Source organism: Nanchangia anserum (assembly GCF_015240065.1).
GTDB lineage: Bacteria > Actinomycetota > Actinomycetes > Actinomycetales > Actinomycetaceae > Nanchangia > Nanchangia anserum.
In genome coordinates this window covers 357,726-380,211 of sequence record NZ_CP060506.1, presented here as the reverse complement: position 1 = coordinate 380,211, position 22,486 = coordinate 357,726, and the positions used below count along the sequence as shown (strand labels likewise).

Here is a 22,486-nt window from a genome sequence, read left to right as displayed (position 1 = left end):
GAAAAAGATTACTCGATGTCGAGCTACTTCGCGCGGCGAACGGAAAAATGAGTCAGCCGCTGAGCGGCGCGGGCGATGTCTTCGTCCGAGGCCGTCAAGGCAACGCGAACGCGCCCGGGCTCGGCGGTGCCATAGAACGAGGAGGGAGCCACGACGATCCCGAGGTCGGCGAACGCCGCGACGAGTTCGGCGCTGGTGACCGAGGCGTCCTCGACCCCCAGCCACAGGTACAGGCCGGCGTGAGACTGCGGGTGATTGACGAGTCCGCCAACAGCAGCCGCGGCCAAGAGGTTGTTGCGCCGAGCGCGGTAGCGCTCGCGTTGCATCGCCACGTGCGCATCGTCACTAAGCGCTGCCGCCAGCGCCGCCTGCGAGGGGCCAGGCATCATGAGGCCGCCGTGCTTGCGCACCTCGGCGAGATCGGCGATGAGCTGGGTGTCGCCGGCGACGAAGGCCGCGCGATATCCCGCCATGTTGGACTGTTTCGAGGCCGAGTACACCATGAGCAGGCCGTGATAGTCCCCGTCACACACGGCGTCGTCGAGGATAGACGGGGCGCCAACGCCGTGGGCGTCGCTGTTGGGGCACAGCCCGTCCTCGGTGATCGCGTAACGTCCCTCCCACGCGAGCTCGGCATAGCATTCGTCCGAGGCGACGACGCACTGGTGTGCTCGCGCCCACGCGACGATGCGGCGCAGTGCCTCGACGTCGTCGACGCGCCCGGTGGGGTTCGACGGCGAATTCAGCCAAACGAGGGATGCATCGGACCATTCGGCGGGATCCGGACCCACCGCGACGGGCTCGGCACCGACCAGACGCGCACCGACGTCGTAGGTCGGATACGCCATCTGCGGGAAGAGCACCCGCTCCCCCGCACCGATGCCCAGCTGAGCGGGCAGCGACGCAACGAGTTCTTTCGACCCAACCGTCGGCAACACGCCCGCAGCGTCGAGCGCACTGGCGCCGCGGCGACGCCTCGCCCAGCCGACGATCGCCTCGCGCACCTCGGCGCTGCCGATCGTCGGGGGGTATCCGGGATAGTCGCTGGCGCGAACGAAGGCGTCGCGCGCAATCTCGGGAACGGGGTCAACCGGGGTGCCGATCGACAAGTCGACGACGCCGTCGGGGTGCTCCGCGGCGCGCTTGCGAGCGGGCACGAGGGTGTCCCACGGGAACGTCGGCAGCAGCTGCGTCGGCCGGGTCGCCACGGCTAGCCCTGATAGTCCTGGTTTTGCGGCGGCAGCTTCGCGATCATGTCGTCGTCGTAGTCTTGCGCGCCGACCTGGGCGGCACCGCCGGGTGAACCCAGCTTGGTGAAAAAGTCCTCGTTCGCGCGGTAGTAATCCGACCACTCCTGCGGCAGGTCGTCCTCGTAGAAGATCGCCTCGGTCGGGCACACGGGTTCGCAGGCGCCGCAGTCGACGCATTCCTCGGGGTGGATGTACAGCGTGCGCCGGCCCTCGTAAATGCAGTCGACGGGGCATTCGTCGACGCAGGCGCGATCCTTGACGTCAACACACGGTTGCGCAATGACGTAGGTCATGGCGAGTCCTTCCTCGAGTAGGGGCAGGCGGTACCTGCCTCACTAGTATGGTCTGACGATGAATAAAGCGCATGACGACACTCCTGTGGCCCTGCCGTGGCTCGCGTGGCGCGTCGGCGAACGCGTCGTCGTTCGTCGTCGCGAACCCGACGGGCTCTACGATGCCGTCGGCACGCTCACCGAGGTTGCTGCGGACCACGTCACGATCGAGACCCGTCGCGGGATGGTCCGCGTCGAGGCCTCGACGATGGTGACGGGCAAACGCGTGCCTCCGCCGCCGGTGATCGCCTAGGCGTTGCCGATGACAAGGCGCGGTGTGCCGTGCCACAGGTCGGGATCGGTGACCCGCCGCCCGTCGGCCAGCAGCTTGATCCCGGGGATGTCAGCCGGCGTCAGCGTAGCGTATTCCGGGTGATCGGCCTGGACGATCGCGGCCTCGGCTGGCTCCCCGCAGTGGTAGGGCTCCCAGCCGTATCCGCGCAGCTCGTCGTCATTGAACATCGGGTCGTGAACGAGCACCTCGGCGCCGCGCTCGCGCAGCTGTTCGACGGTGGCAAACACACCCGAGAACGCGGTCTCCTTGACCTTGCCGCGATACGACGCCCCGAAGACGACGACGCGCCGACCCTCGAGGTCGCCAAGGGTCTCGGCCACCTTGCCGACGACGTATCCCGGCATCCCCATATTGGCCTGGCGCGCCGTGCGCACGATCGTCGCGTCCGGGTCTGTCGACAGGTAGAGGCGGGGATAGACGGGGATGCAGTGGCCGCCCACGGCAATTCCCGGGCGGTGAATGTGGGAATACGGCTGCGAGTTGCACGCGTCGATGACGCGCTCGACGTCGATGCCCACCTTGTCGGCGTAGATGGCGAACTGGTTGGCCAGGCCGATGTTGACGTCGCGATACGTCGTCTCGGCCAGCTTCGCCATCTCGGCCGCCTCGGCGTTACCCATGTCCCACACGCCGTTGGGGCGCGGCAGGTCCGGGCGGTCGTCGAAGGAGAGCACCTGGGAGTAGAAGTCGATGGCGCGCCGGGTGCCGTCCTCGCTCAGGCCGCCCACGAGCTTGGGGTAGCGGCGCAGATCGGCGAAGACCCGCCCGGTGAGGACGCGCTCGGGGCTAAAGACGAGGTGGAAGTCCGTGCCTTCGCTCAGGCCCGAGATCGACTCGATCATCGGCTTCCAGCGGTGACGAGTCGTCCCCACCGGCAGCGTCGTCTCGTAGGAGATGAGCGTGCCCGGCGTGAGGTGCTCGGCCAGCGACTGGGTCGCGGCGTCCATCCAGCCGAAATCGGGCTGCCAGGTCTCGTCGTTGACGAACAGCGGCACGACGAGGACGATCGCGTCGGCGCCGGGCACGGCCTCGGCGTAGTCCGTCGTCGCCCGCAGGCGCCCCGCGGGCACGAGCTCGGCGAGCTTGTCAGCCAGGTGGGCCTCGCCGGGGAACGGCTCGCGCGCCTCATTGATGGTGGCAACCGTCGTTTCGTTCACGTCGACGCCGATGACGTCGTGGCCCGCGTCCGCGAACTGGACGGCAAGGGGAAGCCCGATCTTTCCCATAGCGATGACGGCAATGCGCATGTGTCCCTCTCCCAACTGGCCGAGTCAATCCGTCCCTACGATACCCGCACGCTCGCGCCTTCAGGCGCGCGCCGAGCCCGTTAACTCCCGCGCGACCTGGTGCGCACGCGCCTGCCACGTGTGCGAGGCGCGTACTCTGCGGGCGTTGGCCGACTTCGCCGCCCGCTCGTCGGGATGGTCGCGAAGATAGGTGAGGGTCTCGCGCAGGTGCTCGACGTCGTAGGTGACGGTCCAGCCAATGTCCTCGCGCTCGACCATGTTTCCCGCCAGCGTCGAGGCCGTCGCGAGGACGGGGCGGGCGTGCCCGAGGTACTCAAACAGCTTCAGCGGCACGGCGAAGTCGCGGTAGGCCGAGGGTTCGACAACGAGCGAACACACGTGCGCGCGCGCATACAGCTCCTCCAGCTCCTCCCCGCTCGCGTGGACGACGTGGACGCGCGGGGTCAGCAGCGGCTCGAGGTCGTCTCGGTGAGCCTGCCACTGTTCACTCGGGACGCACACCGTCAGCTCCACGCCCTCGACATCAGCCACCGCGGCGAGCAGGAGGTCGAGGCGGTAGTGCTGGCCCAACCCGCCGACGTAGAACACGTGGAGATTCCCGTCGGGAGTGGCGACGTCGACGGGACTGAGACCGGGAGGCAACGCGGCGTGGCGCTCGCGCGGCACGAGCGGGACGACCTCCCCCATCGCCAGGCTCGGCAGGTAGAGGCGATCGACGCCCGCGCGGTACCAGGCGAGATCCCAGTAGTACAGGGCACGCATCCCCTCCGCCGCGACCGGCCCGACGGAATCGACATAAGCGCGATCTCGCCAATAAATATCGCGATAAAACAGCCCGACGGGAATTCCGTGCCGCCGCAACCGGGCGAGGAAAACGAGATCAAGGAAAGGGTGCGGCGGGAAATGGCGCGATTCCGTGAGCGACGTCGGCAGCGACGAGGACTCGGAATAACAAAAGTCAAAAGTCTCGCCGAGCGCTATGCGACGCATGAGCGCGCGGATACGCCGGCGCCGACGTGCGGCGTCACCCGAGACCTCGTAGACCCGATATCCCGCGTCGATAAAGGCGTCGCGCATGGCGCGCGGGCGAATTGCCGATGCGGCACGCGAGGACTCGCTAATGGGATAGGGAACGTGATAAATCATCTGTCGCACGGGCCGCCTCCTCATCACTTCCGTGGCTATCATAGACGACGAGCAGATACCGGCTGGGAGGCTTCGTATGTATGGCGCAGCGACGCGAGTCCTTCACATCAACGAGGTCGCCCGTGTCCCCTCGACCCTCGTCGAGACCGCGCGCTCGCAGGGAAAGAACTGGCGCCTTCACCGCATCCCCGCAGCCACTCCCCCCTGGGGCCCAGCCATTCGCGCCCGGGCCCGCGACTACGCCGGTTCCCTGGCGCTTCGCCGCGGTGCCGACATCGTCCACGTCCACTACGGCGTCAACGGCTACTACGCGTGGGGCATGGACGCGCCGACCGTGCTGCACCTGCACGGCTCGGACATCCGCACGGATATTCATCGCCACCCCCACTCCGCGCTGCTGCGGGCCGCGCTGCGTCGTGCCGACCTCGTCCTCTTCGCGACCCCCGACCTCGCGGACCTCGTCACGCCCTATCGCCCCGATGCCCACTATCTGCCCAACCCCATTCCCCCGCGCTTCCTGACCCCGACCGCAACCCGGCGCCAGCGCCGCCTCGTCGTTGCCGCGCGGTGGGACGATTCCAAGGGCGGCATGGATCTCGTGCGCGCCGCGGGACGCCTGGTGGAGGCCGGCGTCGAGGTCCACGGCTTCGACTGGGGCACCTACGCGACGCAGGCCGCGGATCTCGGGGTGATCTGCCACCCGCTGATGGAGATAGACACCCTCCAGGTGTTCCTCGCCTCGGCACGCCTCGTCATCGGTCAGCAGGCCGTCCCTGCTCTGTCGATGCTCGATCTTCAAGCCCTTGCGCAGGGCACGCCAGTGCTCAGCCCGTTCACGGCCCCGGGCATCACGACGACATCACTAGACTCGCTCGTGGCCGAGGCCCTGGCCGCGTGGTCGCTCACGGATCGCGAACTAGCTGCCGCGGGCGAGACCGGCAATGCGTGGGTACGCGCCCACCACGTCCCCGAGGCGACGGTGGCCGCCCTAGAGGAGCACTACCGCGCGTTGGTGTGACCGGCGTCGAAGCGCCGGGCAACCTGATAGGCCATGGCCAGGTTGACGCACAGCATGAGGGCCATCATGAGCGACAGCACGGTGATCGTCGCCAGCAATCCCCACGGCGAGCACGCCAGCCACGCCAACGGAACGATGCAAAAGACGACGGCGAAGACGAGCAACCGCCCCTGCGTTTCCGTCACGACGAAGATCGTCGAAATCGGTGAGGTCGCCAGCATGAGGAACATCCACGGACACAGCACCTGAGCGAACTGTCCGGCCTCGCTCCACCGCTCACCAAAGACGAGCGGGAACAGGAACGGGCTGAGCACGGCGATCGCACCGAAGATCGGCAGACCAAACAGCAGCGAGCGCCGGATGACGAGGCGGACGAGGGGAACCATCTCGCCGGGCTTGACCGTCGACAGTTTTTGGAAGAACACCTGCGACACGGCACCCGTGATGAGCGCCAGGGGCGCCTGCAACATGCGCCACGCCATCGTGAACTGGCCGAGCGATCCGGTTGACGCCGTTCCAATCAACAGGTTGATCCCGTTGAGACGAATGGCGTCGACGATGGCGTTGGGGCCGTTGAGGAGCGGCATCTTCTTGTAGCGCCGTGCCAGCTCGCCGATCGACGCGGTATCGGCGGCAACGGGGCGACGCAACTGGCCGGCGTGGCGGCGCAGATACCACCACGCGCTCATGAGTCCCAGGCACTGCCCGACGAAGAGACCCCACACGCCCCCGATTCCGATGACTCCGAGCAGCAGTTGGGCGATGTAGACGATGACCGTCTGCTGGGCGCGATTGACGGCGATAATCCGGTATTCGGAACGCCGGTTAAACCAGTATTGAATGGCGGCCGTCTCGGCCTGGAAAAACACGATGACGCCGACGAATACCAAGACCCACGACAGCACGACCGAGTCGTAGTGGCGCTCGACGAAGGAGCGAGCAAAGAAGAACACGATCGAGGACAGGACCGAGCAGATGACGATGAGGCGGGTAGCAAGCGTCTTCAGGCGTCGCGCCTCGTCGTCACGCGCCGGCAGCATCATGGCCATGTCGAATCGCCCCGCCGCGATCGTCGCGACGAGGGCGGCGGCTGACAACACGATGGCGAATTCGCCGAATTCCGCCGGGGAAAACACCCGGGCCAGGAAGACGTTGATGACGAGCGCGGCAACCTGGGCAATGAGGGTGCCCGACACCAGCGTCAGCACGTGGCGCAGCACGGGGCTGGCTTGCAGCTGCGCCCGGATGGTTCGCGATAGCCGTGAATCGGCAAGTGCCTGTTTGATCGCCGCATATCGGCCTCGTGTCACCGCCACCGCTCCCTCCCTCGCGCGTCCCCTCATCCTAGCGACTCCCCGGGTGTTCCTATACTGGGCGCATGCGCATTCTCTCGGTGGTTGGGGCGAGGCCCCAGTTCGTCAAGCTCGCTCCCATCGCCCACGCGTGTGCGGCCGCAGGTGTCGACCACGTCATCGTGCACACGGGCCAGCACTACGACCCGATGCTGTCCGACGTGTTCTTCGCCGACCTGGCGATTCCCGCACCCGATCATCACCTGAACGTCGGCTCGCTCGGGCACGGGGCGCAGACGGGACGCATGATGGAGCGGCTCGAACCCGTCCTCGTCGAGGAGAATCCCGATTGGGTGCTCGTCTACGGCGACACCAATTCGACGCTGGCGGCCGCGGTGGACGCCGTCAAGCTTCACCTGCCCCTGGCACACCTCGAGGCCGGGCTGCGCTCGTTCAACCGGCGGATGCCGGAAGAACACAACCGCGTCGCCACCGATCACCTCGCCGACCTCTTGCTCGCGCCCACCGACGTCGCGGCTGCGCACCTGGCGGACGAGGGACTGGGTGAGCGCACCGTCGTCGTCGGCGACGTCATGACCGATGTCGTCATGACGACGAAGGCCGCGGTCGCCGACAAGCCCAATCCCCTTGAGGCCGAACTCGGTCTTAAGGCCGGGCAGTATCGGCTGGCGACGATTCACCGTCCCGACAACACGGACGATCCCGCGCGCCTGGATGCGATCCTTGACGACCTGTCGTGCCTGGATCTGCCGACGGTCATCCTCGCCCACCCGCGCCTCATCGCCGCGTGCGAGCGCGCCGGAATTTCTCTGGACCGCGGCACCCTCATCTCGCATCGCCCGCTCGCCTATCCCGATCTCGTTGCCGCGGCCGTGGCATCTGCCGGCGTCGTCACCGACTCCGGCGGGCTGCAAAAGGAAGCGTTCCTGCTGCGTGTGCCGACGACGACGGTGCGGCCGGAAACCGAGTGGGTCGAGACGGTGTCGTTGGGGTGGAACGTCCTCGTTGAACCGGGCGACGCGCTGCGCGCGGCTGCCCAGCGTCCCGCTCCGGAGCCAACCTCCGCGTCACCCTACGGTGACGGTCACGCTGCCGAAGCCGTCGTCGAGGCCCTGCTCACTCGCCGCTAGCGGCATCGCGCAGGATCTCGGCCACCCGGGTGGCCGAGGCGCGCAGCGAGCGATGGGTCTCGACCCACTCGCGCACGCGCTGGCGCTGGGTGGCATCGCGCTGGCTCACGCCGCGCCACACCTGGGCCAGCGCGTCCGCGTCGTAGTCGCAGGCCCAGCCGAGGTCCGCGGCGCGGATATCGCTCACGGCGGGACCCGGGCCGGCGTAGAGGACGGGGGTGCCGCAGGCGAGGCTCGAGAGGATCTTCGTCGGATAGGCGAAGTCGTAGCCGACACCGGGGCGCAACGACACGGCCGATGCTGCCGCACCGCGTGTCCACGCGGCGGCTTCGGCCGGCGGCACTGTCCCGAGCATGTGGACGCGATCGGCGATTCCCAGACGGTAACTCGCCTCGCCGATGCTGTCCCATTCGCTGCCCTTACCGAGGAAGACGAGGTGGTGAGGCACGTCGTCGCGCACGCGAGCGAGCGCCTCGACGAAGATTCCCGCGCCCTGCCACTGCGATGCCGTTCCCGCGTACACGACGTAGGGGGCATCACCGATTCCCAGTTCGTCGCGACGCACAGCGTCGATCTCGGGACCGTCCACGGTGAAGACATCCGTGTCGATGCCGTTGGGAACGACGTCGACGCGACGCGCTCCCATGCCTCTCGCCGTCGCGGCAACATCGTCGCTGATGGCGATGACGCGGCGAGCGCCGCGGTAGCCAAACGATTCCATGGCCCGCAGCGCCGCGACGACGATGCCGGGCGCGAACGCGCGCGCGGCCTCCGACCACACGTCGGGAGCGTAGGCGACGTAGGGAACTGCGCGCACGGCGCAGGCGATGCGCGTCAGCGCCGCGGTCGTCGGAGGCGGCTCGACAAGGACAATCCCGGGGCGAGGGCCGACGAGCTGGCGGACAAACGCGGGGATATCGAAACTTAGGTAGGACACGTAGCCCTTGACGTATCCGTCCTTGTCGCGGACCACCGGGATGCGTCGAACGTCGTGCGCCTCGTCCTCGCCCGCGGCTCCGGGCGGGACCGTCGTCGTGATGACCTCGACGCGTGCCCCGGAACGCGCTACGGCGTCCGCGACGCCTCCAAGTCGCAGCGGCGCCGCCCCGGCCTCGGGCGGAAAGATCCGCGAGACGATGCGGACGAAGCCGCGCCGGCTCATGCCCGCTCCAGCGTGTCGGGGGCGGTCTCGACGAACTCGTCCCCGCTCACGGGGCAGCGAAAGCGGCCCGGCGCGCCGTCGACGGCGACGAGCTTGACGCCCTCGGGACCGACCCAGCCGATTCGCCGCGCGGGCACACCGGCGACGAGAGCATATGCGGGCACGTCGCGGGTGACGACAGCGCCGGCGGCAACCATCGCCCACGGACCGATCTCGACCGGTGCGACGCACACGCTACGTGCCCCGATGGCCGCCCCGCGCCGAATCGTCACGCCGACCTGTTCCCAGTCGCTCGCCGACTTGCGCGTGCCGTCGGCGTTGATCGCGCGGGGGAAGTGATCGTTCGTCAGCGTCACGGCCGGCCCAATAAAGACGCCGTCCTCGAGGAATGCGGGCTCGTAGACGAGGGCGTAATTCTGCACCTTGCAGTTGTCGCCCAACACCACGCCCTCGCCGATATAAGCCCCGCGCCCGATAATGCAGTTACACCCGAGGGTTGCCTGCTCGCGCACCTGAGCGAGGTGCCAGATGCTCGTCCCACAACCGACGACGACGTCCTCCGCCACGTCCGCCGAATCAACGACTTTCACGCCCATGTCCCGCATGCTTGCTCCTCACTCGCACCGCTGTTTGCGCCCTCATCCTACGGCAGATACGCACCCACGCCCCTACCTGCCATAATGGGGGCATGCCCCATGCCGCCTGCACCGACACCTGCGTCGTCATCCCGCTGTACAACGAAGCACAGGTCATCGCCGACGTCATCGCGTCCGTGCGCCAGGTATTTCCCACGGTCGTATGTATCGACGACGGCTCGACGGATGATTCGGCCGAGCGAGCCTTCGCGGCCGGCGCCACGGTCATACCCCATCCCATCAACCTTGGGCAGGGCGCCTCTCTGCAGACGGGATTTGATTACGTCATGCGTGCGACGACCAAGCAGTGGGTCGTCACGTTCGATGCCGACGGCCAGCACAGCGTCGACGATGCCCGCGCCATGGTCGAACGCGGGGCGCGGGAAAACCTCGACATCGTCTACGGTTCGCGTTTCTTGCAGGGCCGTGCGGAAACCGGCCTGGCCAAGCGCATCGTGCTCAAGACGGCCGCGCGCGTGACCGCGATGCGCACCGGAGTGAAGCTCACCGACGCTCACAACGGTCTGCGCGTGTTGTCGCGCCGCGCCGTCGGGCAGATCCGGCTCAACCACAACCGCATGGCTCACGCCTCCGAGATCGTCGTCCAACTGGCAAAGACAGAGCTGCCGTGGGCGGAGCATCCCGTGCACATCACCTACACCGATTACTCGCGGGCGAAGGGCCAAAGCCTGTTGAATTCGGTCAACATCCTCACCGATCTCATCATCGACTAGGAGCCATCCGTGGTCATCAAAGCTATTCTGATCATCGCGATTCTGCTCGCCTCCTACGGGCTGATGAAGTCGCGGGTCTCCGACCGCAACACGGCCGTGCGCCGCCTTGGCGTCGCCCTCTTCGCCGTGTTCGCCGCGATCTCGGTGATCTGGCCGGAGCTCGTCTCGCGCGCCGCGCACGTCATCGGCGTCGGTCGCGGGACCGACCTCGTCCTTTACCTGCTGCTCGTCGCGTTCCTCGCCTCGTTGGTGACGGCGTCGAAGCGTCGCTCGGTGCTCGACCGCAAGATCACGTCGCTGGCCCGCGAGGTCGCGCTGGCCGCCGCACGCGTGCCGGACAACGCCACCGACGAGAGCCGCTGAGACGGGCGACGCCCTCAATCCGACGAGACCCGTCGGGCGATGACGATACGGTTCGGGGCGGCCTCCCACGTGGGAGGCCGCCCCGAAGTGCTGTCGTACGCTACAGATTCACCGTCGTGCCGGTCGAGGCCGAGGACAAGATGGCCTCGACGACGCGCAGGGCTTCCAGGCCCTCGCGCATAGACACGTGCTCGCTGCGCGTGCCGAGGATGGCGTCGCGGAACTGCTCGTGCTCGACGCGCAGCGGCTCGCGCTTGGCCAGTTCGTACCGGGTGACCTCCCCCTCGGAGACGCCGCGGAAGTTCGCGACCGTCGACCACTCCACGGGAATCGAACCGTTGCGGTAGAACGTCAGGTCTCCCATGAGGGTGTCGGCGACCAGGGCACCCTTTTCGCCGGTGACGATGGTCGTGCGTTCCTTGAACGGCGTCAGCCAGTTGACGAGGTTCGACACGAGCTGGCCGTCGGCGAGCGTCGCCGTCACCGACACCATGTCCTCGTTGTCGCGGCCGGACCGGTAGGCGGTCTCGGCGCTGACGCGCGCATAGGACGAACCGGCAACCCAGGCCGTCAGGTCGACGTCATGGGTAGCCAGATCCTTGACGACGCCGACGTCCGAGATGCGCGCGGGGAACGGGGACTGGCGACGCGTGACGATCTGATAGACCTGGCCCAGCTGGCCATCGGCGATGCGCCGGCGCATGTCAAGTAGCGCAGGATTGCACCGCTCGACGTATCCCACCGCGCCGATGAGACCGGCCCGGTCGAACGCATCAACGATCCGCTGCCCGGATTCGACGTCGCCGGCGAGCGGCTTCTCGACGAGGCAGTGGACCCCAGCTTCCGCCAGCGCCAGTGCCGTGCGTTCGTGGTACACCGTCGGCACGGCCACGACGGCCGCGTCGATGCCGGCGTCGATGAGCGTCTCGACGTCGGACAGGACCTCAAGGTCACCGGCGACATCGAAGCGATCGCCGCCCGGATCTGCGACGGCGACGAGGTCGATGCCCGGCGTCTCGCGGATATTGCGGACGTGGTGGCGACCCATCGACCCGATGCCGATGACGCCGTAACGAAGCGTGGCTGCCATTTACGCACCCGCCTTCGCGACGGCGTTCACCGCGGTGACGATGCGCTCGAGCTGTTCGCGCGTCAGGGACGGGTAGACCGGCAGCGAGATGACCTCGGCCGCGGCCTTCTCGGTGTGGGGCAACTCGAGGCCCGGGGCGTAGGGCGCGAGCGAGGGCAGGCGGTGGTTCGGAATCGGGTAGTACACGCCCGAACCGATGCCGTGCTCGTCCTTCAGCGCGGCGACGAAGCCGTCGCGATCGGCGCTAACGCGAATGGTGTACTGGTGGTAGACGTGCGTGGCCTCCGGGGCGACCTTCGGCGCGACGACGCCCTCGAGGTTCTCGGTCAAAAACGCGGCGTTTTCCTGGCGCTGGCGGGTCCACTCCCCGACCTTTGCCAGCTGGACGCGGCCGATCGCCGCGTTGATGTCGGTCATGCGGTTATTGAGGCCAACGACCTCGTTGGCGTAGCGCTTTTCCATGCCCTGGTTGCGGATCATGGCTGCGAGGCGAGCCAGCTCACCATCACCGGTGGTGATCATGCCGCCCTCACCGGCGGTCATGTTCTTCGTCGGGTAGAACGAGAAAGCACCGAAGGCCCCGAAGGTGCCGACCGGCCGGCCGCCCCACGTGGCACCGTGGGCCTGGGCGGCGTCCTCGAACAGCTTGAGGCCGTGCTTTTCGGCGATCTTCCCCAGGGCATCCATGTTCGCCGGGTGCCCGTAGAGGTGAACCGGCATGATGCCGACGGTCTTGTCGGTGATGGCCGCCTCCACGCTGGCCGGATCGAGGCAGAAATAGTCGTCCTCGATGTCGGCGAACACCGGCGTCGCGCCTGTCAGGGCGACGGAGTTACCCGTGGCAGCGAAGGTGAACGATGGGACGATGACCTCGTCACCCGGCCCGACCCCGGCGGCGAGCAATCCGGTGTGCAGGGCCGAGGTACCGGAATTCACGGCGACGCAGTGCGCTCCCCCCACCATCTGCTCGCTGAATTCCTGCTCGAATGCTGCGGTTTCGGGTCCCTGGGCCACCATCCCCGAGCGAATGACCCGCGAAACGGCGTCGACCTCGTCCTCGCCGATGATGGGGTGTGCTGCGGGAATAAATTCGGTGCTCACTGTCGGTTTCCTCCTCGCGGTAGACCATCCGCGCTCCAGTATGCCACGGAGTCCGCCTCCCCCAGTGGCATCTGGCGCCTCCCTGCACCGCAGTTGCGGCACGGCTGACTAGACTGACGCCCATGAGCGCTACCGTGCCACGGCGAATCCTGTGGGTGCCCTCGTGGTACCCGACACCGGAAGCTCCCCTCAACGGGTCGTTTTTCGCCGAGCAGGTCGAGCATCTGCGCCGAGCCGGGCACCGCGTCGCCGTTGCCGCGACATCGCCGCTCTCGGCTGCCACGCTGCGCCGTCAGGGGCCGCGGCATGCCCTCACGATGCATCAAGACCGCGACGATCCCCGCATCGTGCGACTCGGGGTTCCCATTCCTCCGCCCCGCGCGCAGATGGGCGATAGCGCTGTCGCCAAAGAGCGCGCGCAGGCGATCATCCGCCGCTGGCGCGGCCACCGCCCGCCCGAGGTGATCCACGCCCACTCGGCGCTTCCGGGGCTCCTCGTCGCGCGCGAACTCGCCCACGCCTGGGGCGTGCCCTACGGGTTCACCGAGCACCGCCCGTCGTCCCTGGAGCTTCCGCCCAACCATCCCCGCACGTGCCGGCTGCGAGATTACGTCGGAGAGGCCGCCTTCCGCATCGGCGTGGCGTCAGAGTTCTCCGCGGCGCTGGCCACGTACTACGACGCGCCGTTCACGACCGTGCCGCTGCCCGTGGCCGAGTATTTCTTTGACACCGCGCTGCGCAAACCTGGCGAGACCTTCACGTTCCTCCATGTCTCTCTCGTTGACGACAACAAGCGCGCCGACACGGTCGTCAAGGCCTGCGCCGCGCTGGCCGAGACCCACGCCGATATCCGATGCCGAATCATTGGCGCCAGCGGAGAGGTTGCCCGCTTGCTCACCGAGCTCGCGCAGAGGCTGGGCATCAGCGAGCGGGTCAGCATCGAACCGCCAGCTGATCGCGCGGCGATCGCCGAGGCTATGAGCCACGCCGACTGCTTCGTCCTCTACTCACGCGTCGAGGCCGGAGGCACCGTCCTTGGCGAAGCCCTGGCGTCGGGCACACCGATCGTTGCCTCCGCGACCACCGCGGGACGCTCCTACGCTTCTCGCGCGACCGGCGGCCTCGTCCCCGTTGATGACCACGCGGCACTCGTGACCACCATGGAAGACGTCTACCGCCGCCGCCGGAGTGGCGATCTCGCGCCGGCCGCCCTGCGCGAGTACGCGCGCACGCGCTTTAGTCCCGCGGCGTTCGCCGAACGGCAGGGCTGCATGTATGAGCAGGCGATTGTCGCGCACTCACCGAGCCGCTAGCCCCGCCGCGCTTTAGAAGACAACCGGCCACGTCGGCATGCACCACGACAGCCGATCGAGCGCGTCCGAGACCCGCTTGGACGCGTCGCGATACTCCTGGCGCTCCTCGACGTCCTCGCCCGCTTGGATTCGGCGCATGGCCTCCTCCGGATCGTCAAACTCGGCGATGGTCCCATCGAGCAGCTTCGGCTGCACGTCAACGACCGTGTCGAGGTCACCGAGGACTCCCCGCGCCGTTTCCTCGTGCCCGGCCGCGTCCGCCAGCTCCGCGCGGTGAGCAGCGAGGACGCGCAGGAACGCAATCCACTGCGTTGCCGACGAGTCGTCATCAACGGAACCACCGGTCGCCGCAAGCCGCGTCGAGGCTTTCTCGGTGAACGCGCGACCCTCGGGGGTCGACGCCAACAGATGAGAAAGCACCCCGTCCATCGCCGCGCACCCCTCCGATCCCGCCTTCATCGCCGGCATTGACGCATTCGGTCCGACGGTTGAGGTGACCACAGGTCCCGACGCCTTTTCGTGGACGCCCGCCCGGGGATCGCGGCTGAGGACCAACCAGACGGTGACGGCGATCGCCGCCGCGGCAACGACGGCCACGGCGGCGATGAGCATGCGTTTGCGATTCATGCCCGAACCCTAGTGCGCGACACGCTTGACGTAGGGCGCAATCTGGCCCCAGTTGTAAAGCGCGCGCTGGCGAACATAGCCGTAGTTGGCCTCGATGATCTGGTTGTTCCCCAGATAGATCGCGACGTGGTAGATGCCGCCGGACCCCTGCCAGAACACGAGGTCGCCGCGCTGGCGCTGTGAGAACGGCACCCGCTCGAGCTTCGGGTGAGCGTAGAGCTCCTTCGATGTGCGATACGTCGGACCGGCGTGCGAGACGACGTTGATGGGCTGGGGATCGTACCCGGCCGAATAGATCGCCTGAAGCGCCAGTCCCGAGCAGTCGAAGCCATCGTTCCACGGCCCTGCGCCGCCCCACGTGTAGGGGGCGCCCTTTGCCAAATTGGCAAATGCGATCATCGCTTCGACGCGTTCGGCGCGCGAGGCATTCACTCCCACGCGCGGCTGCGCCTGCCAGTTATCCATCCACCAGTCACGCCCGGTCATCCGACCCCACGTCGTGCGATCGACGACGCCGGACCCACCCAGACCGGCGCGCTGTTGGAAACGCACGACGGCGCTGCGTGTCGACGACGTGAAGGTCATCGACGCATCCAGCGGGGCACCCTGGCCCAGCGCGAGGCGGACGACGCGAACCTTCGTCCCGTTCCACCCCAGTTGAGGCGTCACGGTCCAGCCGGGCTTGCGAATGCTCGTCACGGGCGTGAGCCACGGCGACGGCTTGGCAACGGCGCGGGTGTTGATGGGATACCAGTACAGGTCGCCGGCGGTGTCAATCCCGTAGACGCCGGCTCCCAGCGTGTTGGGCACGGCCATGATTTGCGGCATGATCGACCAGCCGTTGCCCATGCGATACGACGTGTAGGCCCGGCCGTTGTTGCTGGCCTGATACAGATAAAAGTCCCCGGCGGAGTCGGTGGTGTAGAAGTCCGGCTGACCGTTGGCGTCGACGTCACCGGCCGGCATGATCCGCGAGACGTTCGTCCACCCCAATCCGTAGGTGATCGGGTCGCCGAATCGGCCCGAACGGTTGGTAAATGGGTAGCGGTAGAGGCGTCCCGCCTGATCCGTCGCCATCACCGAGGGCATGCCCCAGCTCGGCGCGGGAACGGCGGTGAGGGAACGCATCCCCTGCCAGCCCCAACCGATGCGCTGACCATCGACGAACCGCATCCCGCCGGACGGGTACAGCCACAGTTCGCCGTTCTTCTTTCGCCCGATCAGGTCGGCGCGCCCGTCACCGGTGACGTCGGCGGCGCTGACGTAGTCGAACTCGTTCCAGCCCTGCCCGATGACGCCGACGGTGGTGACCCCGCCACTGCCGGTGCCCTGGTAGAGGCGAATCTTCACCGAGCCGTCCTCAACGAAGAACAGCAGAATGTCGGAACGCCTGTCGCCGGTGAAGTCGCCGGGCATCATGACACCGGTCTGGGGCCACGCCCATCCCACCTTTGTCCGCGCGCCGAACGAGAGCGTCGGGTGCTTCGCCGTGCTGAACGGCCCCGAGCGCGGAACCACCGACAGCGCCAGTCCCTCGGTAAAGGGCACGCTCACCGGGGCGGACGCATCGGCGCTCGCCGGCGCCTCCGAAGGCTCAGAGGGCGCGGCCGTCTCTCCCGTTTCCTCTGCGGGCGCGGTCTCCGACGGGGTCGCGGACTCGGCCGGTACGGCGGACCCGGGCGATGTCGTCGGTTCGGGTGCGGGCTGTGTCGTCGGTGCCGACGGGGGCTGCGTCGTCGCGTCCTCGGCGTGTGCCAGCGGTCCGACAGTCGCGACCAGCGACAGGGCGGCCACCGCACTCAGCACGCCACGGCTCATACGTAGGCTCATGGGGGATCTCCACAGATGAGGATGAGAACAGAGTGTTCTCAGAATAGCGGTTTCCCGACCCCAAACAAGCCCCCCCCCCCCCGCGATTTCGGACATGCACATCTTATTTTTACGGGTAACCGAAACTTCGCTAGGATCGGTGCCATGACAGGCACTCCCACGTCGCGTCACCACCTCGCGGCCTCGCTCGGTCCGGCTTTTGTTGCGGCGGTCGCCTACGTCGATCCCGGCAACGTCGCGGCAAACATCTCGGCGGGGTCGACGTACGGCTACCTGCTGGTATGGGTCCTCGTCCTCGCTAACGCGATGGCCGTCCTCATCCAATACTGTTCGGCGAAACTCGGTCTCGTCACCGGCCAATCACTGCCGGCGCTGCTGGGCGATCGTCTCTCCCGTCCCGGACGCCTGGCCTTTTGGGTCCAGGCCGAGCTCGTCGCCGCGGCGACCGACCTCGCCGAGGTCATCGGTGGCGCGATCGCCCTCCATCTCCTGTTCGCCCTGCCGTTACCCGTCGGCGGCATCGTCGTCGGCGCGGCGTCGATGCTCCTGCTCACGCTGCAAAACGCCCACCGGCAACGCCAATTCGAGGCGATCGTCGGCGTCCTTCTCGTCACCATCACCGTCGGCTTCCTGTGCGGATTGTTCCTGTCTCCGCCCTCGCCCGCCGGCGTTCTCGGTGGACTGGTCCCGCGCTTCGCCGATACGACCTCGGTCCTCTTGGCGGCCTCCATGCTCGGTGCCACCGTCATGCCGCACGCCATCTATCTGCATTCATCGCTGGTCAACGATCGCTTCCGCGCGCCCGAGCGCAACGTCGACTTTCTCCTTCGCGCGACCCGCCACGACGTCGTGTGGGCGCTCATCGTCGCGGGTGCGGTCAATATCGGCCTGCTCCTCCTCGCCGCGTCGACGCTGGGCGGCGTCGCGGGCACCGACACGATCGAGGGCGCCCACGCGGCGATTACCGGCGCACTCGGCCCGATCGTCGGGGCGATTTTCGCGATCGGTCTGCTCGCCTCGGGATTGGCCTCGACGTCGGTCGGCGCCTACGCGGGATCAGAGATCATGAAGGGGCTACTGCACGTGCGCATTCCGCTCCTCGTGCGCCGCCTCATCACGCTCGTTCCGGCGATCATCGTGTTGTGGGCGTACCCGAATCCGTCGTGGGCACTCGTCGTCAGTCAGGTGGCGCTGTCGTTCGGCATCCCCTTCGCGATCATCCCCCTTGCCCGCTACACCCGACGCACAGACATCATGGGGACGTGGCGCAATTCGCGGATCGTCGCCGCCATCATGGCGCTCATCTGCGTCATCGTCGTCGTCCTCAACGCCGGCCTCATCGTGCTGACGGTGCTGGGCGTGGCCTAGTCGCGGGCGGCACGGCGACGCTTAGCTGCCTCCTTAAACCGCTCGGTCTGGTCGAGGATGACCTTGCGGATGCGGATGGCCTCGGGCGTGACCTCCACGCACTCGTCATCGGCGGCGAATTCCAGCGATTCCTCAAGCGTGAGCGTGCGCGGGGGAACGAGACCCTCCCACGTCTCGGCCGTCGCCGAGCGCATGTTCGTCTGCTTCTTTTCGCGCGTGATGTTGACGTCCATATCTTCCCCGCGCGGGTTCTCGCCGACGACCTGCCCCTCGTAGACCTCCGACGCCGGCTGGATGAGGAAGGAGCCGCGCTCTTGGAGCTGAATCATCGCGTACGGCGTCGCCTTGCCGGCGCGATCCGACACCAGAGAGCCGGTCTTGCGCCGCTGAATGGGGCCGCACCACGGTTCCCACCCGGCCGCGATCGACGTCGCGATGCCCGTGCCGCGCGGTGTCTCGGTGAGGAACTGGGTGCGGAAGCCGATGAGGCCGCGGGCGGGAACGAGGAATTCGAGTCGAACCCATCCCGTGCCGTTGATTCGTCACGCTGAGCATCCGCCCCTTGCGTTCGGCCATCAACTGGGTGACGGTCCCCATGTGTTCCTCGGGAACGTCGACGGTTGTGTGCTCCATCGGCTCGTGGGTCTTCCCGTTGATCGTTCGCGTGACGACCTGCGGTTTGCCAGCGGTCAGCTCGAAGCCCTCCCGCCGCATCTGTTCGATGAGGATCGCCAGCGCGAGCTCACCGCGGCCCTGGACCTCCCATGCGTCGGGTCGCTCGGTGGGCAGCACCCGCAGCGAGACGTTGCCGATCAGTTCGCGATCGAGGCGATCCTTCACCTGGCGGGCCGTCACTTTTGCGCCTTTGACGCGCCCGGCCAACGGCGAGGTGTTGATGCCGATGGTCATCGAGATCGCCGGATCGTCGACGGTAATGAGCTCGAGAGGGCGCGGATCGTCGGGGTCGACAAGAGACTCGCCGATCGTGATGTCGGGAATACCGGCAACCGCAACGATGTCACCGGCATGGGCTTCTTCTGCGGGCATGCGCTCCAGCCCCTCGGTGACGAGCAGCTCGGTGACCTTCACCTGCTGGGTCGAGCCGTCATGACGCACCCAGGCGACCTGCTGCCCTTTGCGGAGGGTGCCGTTGTGAATGCGCACGAGCGCGAGGCGACCGAGGAACGGCGAGGCGTCGAGGTTTGTCACGTGCGCCTGCAACGGCGCGTCTTCGTCGTAATGAGGTCCCGGAATCGCGTCGAGGATCGTCCCAAACAGCTCGGTGAAGTCCCCCTCGGGCACGGCCCCATTCGCCGGGGCGCTCGACGAGGCGGCGCCGGCTTTGGCCGAGGCATAGAGAACCGGGACTTCGAGCAGCGAATCGAGGTCGACGTCGACACCTTCGCCGCTGAGGTCGTCGGCCAAGGAGAGCAGCAGATCGATGGTCTCGGATTCGACCTCGGCGATGCGCGCGTCGGGGCGGTCGACCTTATTGATGACGACGATGATTGGCAGCTGGGCAATGAGCGATTTGCGCAACACGAAGCGCGTCTGCGGCAGTGGCCCCTCGGCGGCGTCAACGAGCAGAAGGACGCCGTCGACCATCGACAGCCCGCGCTCGACTTCGCCGCCGAAGTCCGCGTGCCCTGGGGTGTCAATGACGTTGATCGTCACGCCGTCGTCGAATCCCCGCTTCGTCGCTTCGGCACCGCGATAGGTGACGGCGGTGTTCTTCGCGAGGATGGTGATGCCCTTTTCCCGCTCGAGGTCGCCGGAGTCCATCACCCGTTCGGTCTGCGCGTCACGTCCAACGTGATCGCCAAAGGCGCCCGCCTGCCACAGCATCTGATCGACAAGCGTCGTCTTTCCGTGGTCGACGTGGGCAACGATCGCAATATTGCGCAGATCAGAGCGGATAGCCATACGTAGCGGGACCTTCCTTCGCGAGACACGCACCGGCGTGCGTGGTGGCAACCGCTAAGACTACTCCTGTTGGCCAGACCCGGATGCGGCGTCTTCGGCGTCGCCGCGCCTCACGCCGTATTTCGGGCGCCCGTCGGCGTCGGTGAGCGGCGCCGGGGCCTGCGTGGTGCGTGCGGGAGGCCGAGGACCCGCGTGGTCACTCAGCAGCCTGATCGCCTCGGCCGCGCGCGCCTTCGCGACAAGGACATACGTCGTCGCGACGAGCCGGCGCGCGTAGACGACGCCGCCAGAGCGCCCGCGCGCGGAGACCTGCCGACTCATCCGAATCAGCCCGACGACGAGCGAGGCCGACACGATGGACCCGATGAGGATGACCGATAGCGGCAGCTTGGGGGTGAACAGCGCGACGATGAGGCCGGCCATGAGGCCCACCCACACGCCCGACGAGGCTCCGGCGACGAACGCCTGCCCCGCGGAGGGACGCCCCTGGGAGTCGTTGACCATGAGGAGGCCCTCGCCGACGATGGAAATGTGCTCGGTCGGGAAATCGTGTTCGGCCAAATACGTGACCGCCGCGAGCGCGGCGTCCTCGTCGTCGTAGCGCGCGATCTCGATTCCGCGCGGGACTCCACGGTCGGCCTTAAACACTGCCATGCCCTCACCTTGCCAAAATTTGCCGGCGCCTTCCACCCCAGCCCGCGCACTGGCCCGTGTGGGGTTCTGCCGTATCCTGGCCACGTGGCTAGGCGTACCCATTCCATTCGTTCCATCCGCTCGCGCGTCTTCATCGGCAAGCTGGCGGGGACCAGTGTTTTTGACCCCATCGGGGACGCGGTGGGGCGAATCAGCGACGCCGTCGTCACACTTCGCTTCACGTCTTCTCCGCGGGTCATCGGTTTCGTCATCGAGGTGGCGACGCACCGACGTGTGTTCTTGCCGATCACGCGCGTGACCGCCATCAAACCGGGTGCCGTCATCACAACGGGGCTGATTAATATCCGCCAGTTCTCGCAGCGCCCGGGCGAGGCGACGGTCTTCGGCGAGCTGCTGGACCGCGTCGTCATGATGAACGACCAGACGGGTCCGGTGAAGGTGCTCGACATGGCGATGGAACAAGATGACGAGCGCAACTGGGTGGTCACCCACCTGTATGTTCGTCGCCAGAATTCCGGGCTGTCGCTGCGCCGCGGCGAGACATTCCTCGTGTCGCCCGAGGACGTCTCGGGGCTGGCCAAGCAATCGGCCATGTCGCAGGAGGCGACGACCCTGCTGTCGATGACCGAGGATTTGAAGGCAGCCGACTTCGCCGACCTGCTCGCCGATCTTCCCGAAACACGCCGCAACGAGGTCGCCCATCAGCTGACAAACGAACGCCTCGCCGACATCCTCGAGGAGCTGGGCGAGGATGACCGGGTCGGCATCTTGTCGTCGCTGGATGTTCGCCGCGCCGGCGACGTCCTCGATGCCATGCAACCCGACGACGCCGCCGACCTCATCGCCGAGATGCCGCCGGACCAGGCGCGGATCCTCCTGGCCGCGATGGAGCCGGAGGAGGCCGCCGACGTGCGCCGACTCATGGCCTATGGCGAAAACACCGCGGGCGGCATGATGACGCCCTCGCCGGTCATCCTGCCACCCGACGCCAACGTCGCGACGCTGCTCGCACACGTGCGCCGCGAGGACATTCCGCCGGCTCTGGCGGCCCTCATTATCGTGTCGCGCCCGCCGTTGGAGGCCCCGACGGGGCGCTATCTCGGTGTCGTCCACATTCAACGGGCGTTGCGCGAACCGCCGCAAACGGCGTTGGGCACGATCATTGACGACGCGCTTGAGGGCGTCGACCCGAACACGAGTCTGGGGACAATCACGCGTCTGCTGGCGACGTATAACCTCACGGCGATCCCGGTCGTCGACTCCTCCCAACACGTCCTGGGCGCGGTATCGGTCGACGACGTCCTTGACCACCTGCTTCCCGACGATTGGCGCGATGCCGACGAGGGTGTGACTGACGAGACGATGAATAGGAGCCAGGATGGCTGAGAACCTCGATACCCCACGTGAGCGTCGCCGGCTACAGGTGCCGAAAATCAATCTCGAGGGCGAGGGCGTTGGTAATGCCGCCGAGGTCATCGCGCGCTTTTCGGGAACCCCGAAGTTCCTCGTCTACCTGACGATCTTCGTCGTCGCGTGGATCGCGTGGAACTCGCTCGCTCCCGTGTCCTTGCAGTTCGATAAGCGCAGCCTCGGGTTTACCGCGCTCACCCTCATGCTGTCGCTACAGGCGTCGTATGCCGCGCCCCTCATCCTGTTGGCGCAAAACCGCCAGGACGACCGCGACCGCGTCACGGCCGAACAGGATCGCCGTCGCGCCGAGCGCAACCTGTCGGACACCGAGTATCTGCTGCGCGAGATCGCCTCGCTGCGTGCGGCCATGGCCGACGTCGCCACCCGCGACTTTGTTCGCTCCGAGCTGCGCGACCTGCTGGCCGAGCTCATCGAGGACGACCGTCAGCGTCACGTCGCTCGCCAAAGCGTGCGTGACGCCGCGCTCAGCGATGATGCCGCCGCGCCGCCAGACGACGCCAGACACCGAAGTCGATAGGATGACG

Annotated in this window: 21 protein-coding genes and 1 pseudogene; 9 read left to right on the top strand and 13 right to left on the bottom strand. The window is 67.3% G+C overall.

What is annotated here, in order from left to right; translation table 11 throughout:
• Positions 1-23: 23 nt before the first annotated feature.
• Together dapC and fdxA are read right to left on the bottom strand one after the other, a co-directional pair.
• The gene (dapC, locus tag H8R18_RS01715; protein WP_191072198.1) at positions 24-1,208 is read right to left on the bottom strand and encodes a succinyldiaminopimelate transaminase; all 1,185 of its coding nucleotides are present in this window, start codon (positions 1,206-1,208) and stop codon (positions 24-26) included.
• Between the two features lie 2 nt (positions 1,209-1,210).
• On the bottom strand, positions 1,211-1,543 hold the full coding sequence (gene fdxA / locus H8R18_RS01710; RefSeq protein WP_191072199.1) for a ferredoxin: 333 nt from the start codon (positions 1,541-1,543) through the stop codon (positions 1,211-1,213).
• A 58-nt stretch (positions 1,544-1,601) separates the two neighbouring features.
• Here fdxA and H8R18_RS01705 point away from each other — a divergent pair, with 58 nt between their 5' ends.
• Positions 1,602-1,835 (top strand): hypothetical protein, encoded by a 234-nt coding sequence (locus H8R18_RS01705; RefSeq protein ID WP_191072200.1) that lies wholly within the window; start codon positions 1,602-1,604, stop codon positions 1,833-1,835.
• Here the strand turns inward: H8R18_RS01705 and H8R18_RS01700 are convergent.
• Together H8R18_RS01700 and H8R18_RS01695 are read right to left on the bottom strand one after the other, a co-directional pair.
• Entirely contained in the window at positions 1,832-3,124 is a 1,293-nt protein-coding gene (locus H8R18_RS01700; protein ID WP_191072201.1) for a nucleotide sugar dehydrogenase, read from the bottom strand. The genes H8R18_RS01705 and H8R18_RS01700 overlap by 4 nt on opposite strands.
• Before the next feature lie 60 nt (positions 3,125-3,184).
• Positions 3,185-4,270, bottom strand: a complete 1,086-nt coding sequence (locus H8R18_RS01695; protein WP_223875399.1) for a glycosyltransferase family protein — start codon at positions 4,268-4,270, stop codon at positions 3,185-3,187.
• A gap of 76 nt (positions 4,271-4,346) precedes the next feature.
• Between H8R18_RS01695 and H8R18_RS01690 the strand changes: the two genes are divergently transcribed.
• Positions 4,347-5,288 (top strand): glycosyltransferase, encoded by a 942-nt coding sequence (locus H8R18_RS01690; protein ID WP_191072203.1) that lies wholly within the window; start codon positions 4,347-4,349, stop codon positions 5,286-5,288.
• On the opposite strand, the gene H8R18_RS01685 is transcribed toward H8R18_RS01690, so the two are convergent.
• On the bottom strand, positions 5,270-6,598 hold the full coding sequence (locus H8R18_RS01685) for an oligosaccharide flippase family protein (RefSeq protein ID WP_191072204.1): 1,329 nt from the start codon (positions 6,596-6,598) through the stop codon (positions 5,270-5,272). The two genes, H8R18_RS01690 and H8R18_RS01685, sit on opposite strands and share 19 nt — an antisense overlap.
• Positions 6,599-6,666: 68 nt before the next feature.
• On the opposite strand from H8R18_RS01685, the gene wecB reads away from it, so the two are divergent.
• On the top strand, positions 6,667-7,731 hold the full coding sequence (gene wecB / locus H8R18_RS01680) for a non-hydrolyzing UDP-N-acetylglucosamine 2-epimerase (RefSeq protein ID WP_191072205.1): 1,065 nt from the start codon (positions 6,667-6,669) through the stop codon (positions 7,729-7,731).
• Here the strand turns inward: wecB and H8R18_RS01675 are convergent.
• Positions 7,718-8,893, bottom strand: a complete 1,176-nt coding sequence (locus H8R18_RS01675; RefSeq protein ID WP_191072206.1) for a glycosyltransferase family 4 protein — start codon at positions 8,891-8,893, stop codon at positions 7,718-7,720. The two genes, wecB and H8R18_RS01675, sit on opposite strands and share 14 nt — an antisense overlap.
• On the bottom strand, positions 8,890-9,489 hold the full coding sequence (locus H8R18_RS01670; protein WP_191072263.1) for an acyltransferase: 600 nt from the start codon (positions 9,487-9,489) through the stop codon (positions 8,890-8,892). Before H8R18_RS01670 ends, H8R18_RS01675 begins: the two co-directional genes overlap by 4 nt.
• A gap of 92 nt (positions 9,490-9,581) precedes the next feature.
• Here H8R18_RS01670 and H8R18_RS01665 point away from each other — a divergent pair, with 92 nt between their 5' ends.
• Positions 9,582-10,262 carry a glycosyltransferase family 2 protein gene (locus H8R18_RS01665; protein WP_191072207.1) on the top strand — a complete coding sequence of 227 codons (681 nt, stop codon included), beginning with the start codon at positions 9,582-9,584 and terminating at the stop codon, positions 10,260-10,262.
• A 9-nt stretch (positions 10,263-10,271) separates the two neighbouring features.
• The gene (locus tag H8R18_RS01660; protein WP_191072208.1) at positions 10,272-10,625 is read left to right on the top strand and encodes a DUF2304 domain-containing protein; all 354 of its coding nucleotides are present in this window, start codon (positions 10,272-10,274) and stop codon (positions 10,623-10,625) included.
• A gap of 100 nt (positions 10,626-10,725) precedes the next feature.
• Here H8R18_RS01660 and H8R18_RS01655 read toward each other — a convergent pair whose 3' ends face one another.
• The gene (locus tag H8R18_RS01655; protein ID WP_191072209.1) at positions 10,726-11,715 is read right to left on the bottom strand and encodes a Gfo/Idh/MocA family protein; all 990 of its coding nucleotides are present in this window, start codon (positions 11,713-11,715) and stop codon (positions 10,726-10,728) included.
• The gene (locus tag H8R18_RS01650) at positions 11,716-12,816 is read right to left on the bottom strand and encodes a DegT/DnrJ/EryC1/StrS family aminotransferase (protein WP_191072210.1); all 1,101 of its coding nucleotides are present in this window, start codon (positions 12,814-12,816) and stop codon (positions 11,716-11,718) included.
• Between the two features lie 122 nt (positions 12,817-12,938).
• On the opposite strand from H8R18_RS01650, the gene H8R18_RS01645 reads away from it, so the two are divergent.
• A complete protein-coding gene (locus H8R18_RS01645; protein ID WP_191072211.1) occupies positions 12,939-14,129 on the top strand; it encodes a glycosyltransferase in 1,191 nt (396 codons plus the stop codon).
• A 12-nt stretch (positions 14,130-14,141) separates the two neighbouring features.
• Here H8R18_RS01645 and H8R18_RS01640 read toward each other — a convergent pair whose 3' ends face one another.
• Entirely contained in the window at positions 14,142-14,756 is a 615-nt protein-coding gene (locus H8R18_RS01640; RefSeq protein WP_191072212.1) for a hypothetical protein, read from the bottom strand.
• Positions 14,757-14,765: 9 nt separating this feature from the next.
• Positions 14,766-16,586 carry an NlpC/P60 family protein gene (locus H8R18_RS01635; protein WP_191072213.1) on the bottom strand — a complete coding sequence of 607 codons (1,821 nt, stop codon included), beginning with the start codon at positions 16,584-16,586 and terminating at the stop codon, positions 14,766-14,768.
• Positions 16,587-16,730: 144 nt separating this feature from the next.
• On the opposite strand from H8R18_RS01635, the gene H8R18_RS01630 reads away from it, so the two are divergent.
• Entirely contained in the window at positions 16,731-17,954 is a 1,224-nt protein-coding gene (locus H8R18_RS01630) for an Nramp family divalent metal transporter (protein WP_191072214.1), read from the top strand.
• On the opposite strand, the pseudogene typA reads toward H8R18_RS01630, so the two are convergent.
• Positions 17,951-19,877 (bottom strand): annotated as a pseudogene (gene typA, locus H8R18_RS01625) (translational GTPase TypA). The gene H8R18_RS01630 and the pseudogene typA overlap by 4 nt on opposite strands.
• 60 nt (positions 19,878-19,937) lie before the next feature.
• A complete protein-coding gene (locus H8R18_RS01620) occupies positions 19,938-20,531 on the bottom strand; it encodes a YflT domain-containing protein (protein WP_191072216.1) in 594 nt (197 codons plus the stop codon).
• 84 nt (positions 20,532-20,615) lie between these two features.
• Here H8R18_RS01620 and H8R18_RS01615 point away from each other — a divergent pair, with 84 nt between their 5' ends.
• Positions 20,616-21,917, top strand: a complete 1,302-nt coding sequence (locus H8R18_RS01615; protein WP_227712836.1) for a magnesium transporter MgtE N-terminal domain-containing protein — start codon at positions 20,616-20,618, stop codon at positions 21,915-21,917.
• Positions 21,910-22,479, top strand: coding sequence for a DUF1003 domain-containing protein (locus tag H8R18_RS01610; RefSeq protein WP_191072217.1), 570 nt, complete (start codon positions 21,910-21,912; stop codon positions 22,477-22,479). The genes H8R18_RS01615 and H8R18_RS01610 overlap by 8 nt, the downstream gene beginning before the upstream one ends.
• Positions 22,480-22,486 lie beyond the last annotated feature (7 nt).

Excerpts from the sequence above, each read along its gene's own strand:
- fdxA (WP_191072199.1), bottom strand. The coding sequence starts at position 1,543 with ATGACCTACGTCATTGCGCAACCGTGTGTTGACGTCAAGGATCGCGCC.
- H8R18_RS01705 (WP_191072200.1), top strand. The coding sequence starts at position 1,602 with ATGAATAAAGCGCATGACGACACTCCTGTGGCCCTGCCGTGGCTCGCG.
- H8R18_RS01700 (WP_191072201.1), bottom strand. The coding sequence starts at position 3,124 with ATGCGCATTGCCGTCATCGCTATGGGAAAGATCGGGCTTCCCCTTGCC.
- H8R18_RS01695 (WP_223875399.1), bottom strand. The coding sequence starts at position 4,270 with ATGATTTATCACGTTCCCTATCCCATTAGCGAGTCCTCGCGTGCCGCA.
- H8R18_RS01690 (WP_191072203.1), top strand. The coding sequence starts at position 4,347 with ATGTATGGCGCAGCGACGCGAGTCCTTCACATCAACGAGGTCGCCCGT.
- wecB (WP_191072205.1), top strand. The coding sequence starts at position 6,667 with ATGCGCATTCTCTCGGTGGTTGGGGCGAGGCCCCAGTTCGTCAAGCTC.
- H8R18_RS01675 (WP_191072206.1), bottom strand. The coding sequence starts at position 8,893 with ATGAGCCGGCGCGGCTTCGTCCGCATCGTCTCGCGGATCTTTCCGCCC.
- H8R18_RS01670 (WP_191072263.1), bottom strand. The coding sequence starts at position 9,489 with ATGGGCGTGAAAGTCGTTGATTCGGCGGACGTGGCGGAGGACGTCGTC.
- H8R18_RS01665 (WP_191072207.1), top strand. The coding sequence starts at position 9,582 with ATGCCCCATGCCGCCTGCACCGACACCTGCGTCGTCATCCCGCTGTAC.
- H8R18_RS01655 (WP_191072209.1), bottom strand. The coding sequence starts at position 11,715 with ATGGCAGCCACGCTTCGTTACGGCGTCATCGGCATCGGGTCGATGGGT.
- H8R18_RS01645 (WP_191072211.1), top strand. The coding sequence starts at position 12,939 with ATGAGCGCTACCGTGCCACGGCGAATCCTGTGGGTGCCCTCGTGGTAC.
- H8R18_RS01640 (WP_191072212.1), bottom strand. The coding sequence starts at position 14,756 with ATGAATCGCAAACGCATGCTCATCGCCGCCGTGGCCGTCGTTGCCGCG.
- H8R18_RS01635 (WP_191072213.1), bottom strand. The coding sequence starts at position 16,586 with ATGAGCCTACGTATGAGCCGTGGCGTGCTGAGTGCGGTGGCCGCCCTG.
- H8R18_RS01630 (WP_191072214.1), top strand. The coding sequence starts at position 16,731 with ATGACAGGCACTCCCACGTCGCGTCACCACCTCGCGGCCTCGCTCGGT.
- H8R18_RS01620 (WP_191072216.1), bottom strand. The coding sequence starts at position 20,531 with ATGGCAGTGTTTAAGGCCGACCGTGGAGTCCCGCGCGGAATCGAGATC.
- H8R18_RS01610 (WP_191072217.1), top strand. The coding sequence starts at position 21,910 with ATGGCTGAGAACCTCGATACCCCACGTGAGCGTCGCCGGCTACAGGTG.